This is a genomic window from Microbacterium sp. UBA837, from assembly GCF_002296025.1.
Taxonomy (GTDB): Bacteria; Actinomycetota; Actinomycetes; order Actinomycetales; family Microbacteriaceae; genus Microbacterium.
On record NZ_DBHD01000123.1, the window covers coordinates 1 to 5,680 of the forward strand.

A 5,680-nucleotide genomic window follows, 5' to 3' on the forward strand; every position below is an offset into this window, starting at 1 on the left:
TCATCCAGCAGCAGGATGCCGGTCTCTTGCGCGAGTGCCATGGCAATCCATACGCGTTGACGCTGCCCACCCGAGAGCTCATCGACCGAGCGGTCGGCAAGGTCTGCGATGTCGGTGGCCTCCAGCGACTCCGCGACAACCTGATAATCCTTGGCGCTCCAGCGGGCGAGCATGCCCTGGTGCGGATGCCGTCCCCGGCCCACGAGGTCGGCGACGGCGATTCCCTCGGGCGCGATGGGATTCTGCGGCAGCAGGCCGATCTCGCACGCGATCTGCTTCGTCGGAGTGCGGTGGATCTCACGGCCATCGAGCACAACCCGCCCGGCCTGCGGCGGGAGCAGACGCGCGAACGCGCGCAGAAGCGTCGACTTGCCGCATCCGTTGGCCCCGACAATCGTCGTAATCGCGCCGGTGCGAATCTGCAGGTCGAGGTCACTGACGACCGTGCGGTCGCCGTACGCGAGCGCGAGGCCCTCGGCGGCGAGCCGGTGGCCGACCGAACCCGGCACCGGTGCCGGATCGACCGATGCAGGGGCCACAGGGACAGCATCCGGCAGGAGCGTGGTTCCAAGAGGCGGGTTCACAGGGGTCCTCCCGACCGGTGCGTGCGCACCAACAGATAGACGAGGTAGGGCGCGCCGAGGATGCCGGTGATGACCCCGACCGGGTAGCGCGATTCGAAAGCCCATTGGCCGACGAGGTCGGCAACGAGCACCAGGAGCGCCCCGACAAGGCCCGCCGGCAGCAGGAGCGAGGGTCCGGGGCCGAGCAACCGCGCGGCGATCGGACCCGCCATGAACGCGACGAACGCGATGGGCCCGGTTGCCGAGGTGGCAAAGGCCAGCAGGATGACGGCACCGAGAATGAACAAAACGCGGGTGGGCGAGACGCGCAGGCCGAGGGCCTCGGCAGAGTCATCGCCGAGGCGCAAGATGTCGAGATCACCGCTGCGGGCGAGCATGACCGGCACGACGAGCAGCATCACGATGACGAGCGGCACGAGGCGTTCCCACGATGCGTTGTTCAGGCTCCCCGAGAGCCACTGCATCGCGGCCTGCAGGTCCCATTCGGCGGCGCCTGAGAGCAGATAGGCGATGAGGCTCTGGATCATCGCGGCAACACCGATGCCGATGAGGATGAGCCGGGCGCCGGCGAACCCGCCGCGGTTTGCCAGCAGGTAGATCGCGCCGGCGGTGACCACAGCGCCGATGAGGGCGACGACCGAGACAGCGATGTCGCTCAGCGAGAAGACGATGATGCCGGTCACCGCGGCAAGGCTCGCACCGGCGCTGATGCCGATGACATCCGGCGAGGCGAGCGGGTTTCGCAGCATCGTCTGGAACGTCACACCCGCCATCCCGAACGCGAAGCCTGAGAAGAGGGCGAGCAGCGCGCGCGGCAGGCGCAGCTCACCGACGGTGAAGGATGCTCCGGGCACGGTTTCGCCGAGGATGACGCGCACGACGTCGACCGGCGTATAGAAGGTGTGCCCGACCATCGTGCTGATGGCGACGACGGCCAGGACGATCACGGCGAGGATCGCGGTGATCACGGTCCAACGGCGGCGGCGGATGCGGCGACCGCGAGCGATCGCGGCGGCGGTCGTCGAGACCGCGGCGGGGGTAGCCGTGGGGATAAGGGTGGCGGTCATAGCTCGCGCACCTTCTGACGGCGGACGATCCAGATGAACACCGGTGCTCCGATGAGGGCGGTCACGATGCCGACTTCGATCTCTTCGGGTTTGGCGACCAGGCGACCGACGATGTCGGCGGCAAGCAGCAGCACGGCGCCGCCGATCGCCGACAGCGGCAGCAGCCAGCGGTGGTCGGGTCCGACGAGCAGCCGCACGAGGTGCGGGATGACGAGACCGACGAACGCGATCGGGCCGGCGATCGCGGTTGCTGCGCCACACAGGATGACGGCACCTGCCGACGAGATCAGCCGCGTGCGCGACACGTGCTCGCCGAGTCCCGCTGCCAGGTCGTCGCCGAGCGCGAGCGAGTTCAGGCCGCGCGCTGTCGCGAACACGATCAGGGCACCGATCAGCAGCGCGGGCGCGACCACGGCGATGCGGTCCCATTCGGCGCCGCCGACGCCGCCGATCTGCCAGAACCGGAAGGTCGACATCACATCGATGCGCGGCAGCAAGATGGCGCTCACGAGTGAGGCGAGGGCAGCCGCGGTCGCGGCGCCTGCCAGCGCGAGCTTGAGCGGTGTCGCTCCCCCGCGCCCGAGCGAGCCCACGGCGTAGACGAAGATCGCCGCTGCGGCAGCTCCCAGGATCGCGAGGCCCATCTGGCCGTACGGGTCGACGATGCCGAAGAACGCGAGTCCGGCAACGACGGCCAGTGCCGCACCGCTCATGACCCCGAAGATGCCGGGGTCGGCCAGTGGATTGCGTGTGACTGCCTGCATGCTCGCGCCCGCGAGGGCGAGCGAGGCGCCGACGAGGATCGCGAGCACGGTGCGCGGCATCCGTTTGATGACCGCTGCTGACTCGATCGAGGAGGCGTTGCCGGAAAGGCCCGCAACGAGATCGGCGGGACTCACGTCGGCGACCCCGAAGGCGACGGATGCCACGGCGAGCACCACGAGGAGGGCGATGCTCGCGATCAGCCACGCGACGCGCACCGATACCGATCGTCGCAGCGAGGCGACGGCCGGTACCGGTGCGGGCGCGTGGAGGGTGGTCACTGCTGTGCGGAGACTCCGGAGGCGAGCAGAGCGAAGTAGTCGTCAACGCCCCAGCCGATCGACAGCGGCGACGGGTTCGCGGATGCCGCCAGCGGCGTGCTGTTCTCGAGCACGACGATCGAACCGTTCGCGATCGCCGGGATCTGCGAGAGCAGCGGATCAGCCTGCAGCTGCTCGACGATGTCGCTGCCGGGGTCGCCGTAGGTGACGAACACGTCGACATCCGCGAAGCGGTCTGCCTCTTCGGCGCTGACCGAGGTGTAGAACTCCTCGGTGGCAGCTGACTCTTCGGCAACGATCTCGGGCACCGGGAAGCCGATGCTCTCGAGGAACCCGGGACGGGTGTCGTGGCTGGTGTAGAAGCCGATCTGGCTGAAGTCAGACGGATCGATGTAGCTGAACAGCACCCGCGCACCGTCGAGCTCGGGGTAATTGTTCAGCGAGGCCGAGACCGTTTCGTGCAGTTCGTCGATGAGCTCGTCACCTTCGGCCGAGAGCCCCAGTGCGGCGGAGTTCATGCGGATCATGTCTTCGTACGAGGTACCCCAGGCGACCTCGGGATAAGCGACGACGGGCGCGATCTTCGACAGGGTGTCGTAGTCCTCCTGTGTGAGCCCCGAGTACGCGGCAAGGATGACGTCAGGCTGCGTGTCTGCCACGGCCTCGAAGTCGATTCCGTCGGTCTCATCGAACAGAACGGGGGTTTCGGCGCCGAGTTCCTCGAGCTTGTCTTCGACCCAGGGCAGCACACCGTCGCCGTCGTCGTCACCCCAGGTCGCCTTGCTCATGCCGACCGGAACGACGCCCAGCGCCAGGGGTACCTCGTGGTTTGACCAGGCGACTGTCGCGACCCGCTCGGGCTTCTGCTCGATGACGGTCTCGCCGTAGGCGTGCTCGATCGTGACAGGGAAGGCACCGGTTTCGGTCGATTCGGTGTCGGTGGTCCCGGCATCCGTCGAGGACGAACACGCGGCAAGGGAACCGGTCAGGGCCACGGCGATGCCGAGGGCGATGAGACGGGAGGCGCGCACGGGCGCTCCTTTCGTGGGCTGCTGTGGAAGGGCTCACTCTCGAATTGGTAAGCCTTGCCTAACCTACCTCGGAGCAGAACCATCCCGAAATCTGAAGGTTCTTCCAGCGCACCCTGTCAACTTTGTTGACTCCTTCTCTAGACTGGGATCACGCGGTCCCGAAACCGCGATCGACTCAAGGAGGAGACATGGCCAAAGACAAGGCACTCAGCGCAAAATCATCGATCGGCGCGTGGTTGAAGCATCCCGTCGGCGGCCCGATCCTGCGCGATCTGCTCGCGCAGGGCGGTCAGACCGAGTCGGCACTGGCCCCCGTCAAACTCTTCTCGCTCGAACGCGTTGCCTCGATGAGCGGCGGACGGATGTCGCAAGAGCTGATCGACGATATGGTTCGTCGCGCCAACGACCCGAGCGCATTGGCCGCTGCGCCTGCAGCTGACGACGATGGCGAGGATGACGAGGACGAGCCTCCCGCTCCCCCGATGGCGGCCCCGTGGGTCGAGCGCATCACGCCCGGCCGATTCGATGGCAAGACGGTCATCGTGACCGGCGCCGGTTCGGGAATCGGACGCGCGGTGGCTGCCCGTGTTGCAGCCGAAGGCGGGAAGGTCGTCGCTGTCGACATTTCGCAGGAGCGCCTCGATGCGGCGGTCCCCGAGATGCCCGGCGCTGTCGCGGTTGCCGGCGACATCACCTCGGAGGACTCGATCGCGAAGATCGTCGCGGCAGCCGACGGACGCGTCGACGGGCTTGCGAACGTCGCGGGAATCATGGATGACATGACGCCGCTGCACGAAGTGAGCGACGCCGTCTGGTCGCGCGTCATGGCTGTCAACGTCGAGGGGACCTTCCGACTCACTCGCGCGGTCCTCCCCCTCATGCTCGAGGCCGGCGGCGGATCGATCGTGAACGTGGCGTCCGAGGCGGGGCTTCGCGGCTCAGCTGCGGGCCTTGCCTACACGACCTCGAAGCACGCCGTCGTAGGCCTCACCAAAAGCACGTCGTTCATGTACGCGGCAAAGAATATTCGCGTGAACGCGGTCGCTCCGGGGCCGGTCGCTACCGGAATCGAGGCGTCGTTCGCCTCCGAACTCGGCCAGGAGCGCGTCGGGCTCGCGATGACGATCCTGCCGCCGATCGCCGAGCCCGCTCAGCTCGCGGCATCCATCACGTGGCTGCTGAGCGATGACGCGACAAACGTCTCGGGCGTCATCCTGCCGTCTGACGGCGGCTGGTCGGCGATCTAGCTCAGCCGGTGATCGCTGCCTGTAGCAGCGCTCCGTAGCGGCCGATGAGGGTCTCGCGCTCCAGATGCGCGAGACCCTCATCGCGCACCACCCACAGGCTGTAGAGCAGGCCGCCGACCACGGCGGCAGCCATCCGCGCACGCGTGTCGGCATCCGCCGCATGAGCAGGCGACGCTGCGATCCGTGCGCGGAACGGCCGCACGAATCCCTCCTCGTGCGCGGCTCGCAGGTGGGTCCAGATGCCGCCGGAATCGCTGGCTCGCAGGAGCGCCAGATAAATGCCGCGAATGTCAGCGTCGTCATCGAGGATGAAAGCGATGAACCGCTCACCGAGGGTCTCGAGCGGACCCTCGAAGGCAGTAGCCGCGACCTGCACCTCCATGGTCTCCATGAAGAGCTGTTCTTTCGAGCCGAAGTGGCGGATGACCAGTGCCGGGTCAACGGATGCCTCGCTTGCGATCTCGCGCACCGAGGTCCGCGCGTAGCCGTTCTCGGCGAATAGACGCTGCGCAGCCTCCCAGATCGCCCGCTTGGAGGCTGGCGCGTGTTCGGGCAGGCTCATCCCCCCATGGTCGCACGTCGCCCTCTCGCCAGGAGGAGGCCCACCTGCGAACCACACGGTTCTGATTTCCTCCGCGAAGACGCGTCGCATCTGCGGATTCCGCATATATCGCCGCAATGATCGACGCTTTCGGTTGTCTTCTGACA

The 5,680-nt window shown here is 67.3% G+C and carries 6 protein-coding genes; 1 reads left to right on the plus strand and 5 read right to left on the minus strand.

The annotated features are described in order from the left end of the window. The 4 genes from B3587_RS09250 to B3587_RS09265 form a co-directional block, all read right to left on the minus strand. The coding region (locus B3587_RS09250) for an ABC transporter ATP-binding protein (RefSeq protein WP_292728060.1) at positions 1-539 on the minus strand (539 nt) is incomplete at its 3' end. Between the two features lie 41 nt (positions 540-580). Next, the gene (locus B3587_RS09255) at positions 581-1,651 is read right to left on the minus strand and encodes a FecCD family ABC transporter permease (RefSeq protein WP_292728062.1); all 1,071 of its coding nucleotides are present in this window, start codon (positions 1,649-1,651) and stop codon (positions 581-583) included. Continuing rightward, positions 1,648-2,694, minus strand: coding sequence for a FecCD family ABC transporter permease (locus B3587_RS09260; RefSeq protein ID WP_228178540.1), 1,047 nt, complete (start codon positions 2,692-2,694; stop codon positions 1,648-1,650). Before B3587_RS09260 ends, B3587_RS09255 begins: the two co-directional genes overlap by 4 nt. Then, positions 2,691-3,725 carry an iron-siderophore ABC transporter substrate-binding protein gene (locus B3587_RS09265; RefSeq protein WP_292728065.1) on the minus strand — a complete coding sequence of 345 codons (1,035 nt, stop codon included), beginning with the start codon at positions 3,723-3,725 and terminating at the stop codon, positions 2,691-2,693. The genes B3587_RS09260 and B3587_RS09265 overlap by 4 nt, the downstream gene beginning before the upstream one ends. Positions 3,726-3,913: 188 nt before the next feature. On the opposite strand from B3587_RS09265, the gene B3587_RS09270 reads away from it, so the two are divergent. Continuing rightward, positions 3,914-4,972 carry an SDR family NAD(P)-dependent oxidoreductase gene (locus B3587_RS09270; protein ID WP_292728067.1) on the plus strand — a complete coding sequence of 353 codons (1,059 nt, stop codon included), beginning with the start codon at positions 3,914-3,916 and terminating at the stop codon, positions 4,970-4,972. A 1-nt stretch (position 4,973) separates the two neighbouring features. On the opposite strand, the gene B3587_RS09275 is transcribed toward B3587_RS09270, so the two are convergent. Further along, entirely contained in the window at positions 4,974-5,534 is a 561-nt protein-coding gene (locus B3587_RS09275) for a TetR/AcrR family transcriptional regulator (protein WP_228178537.1), read from the minus strand. Between the last annotated feature and the right edge of the window lie 146 nt (positions 5,535-5,680).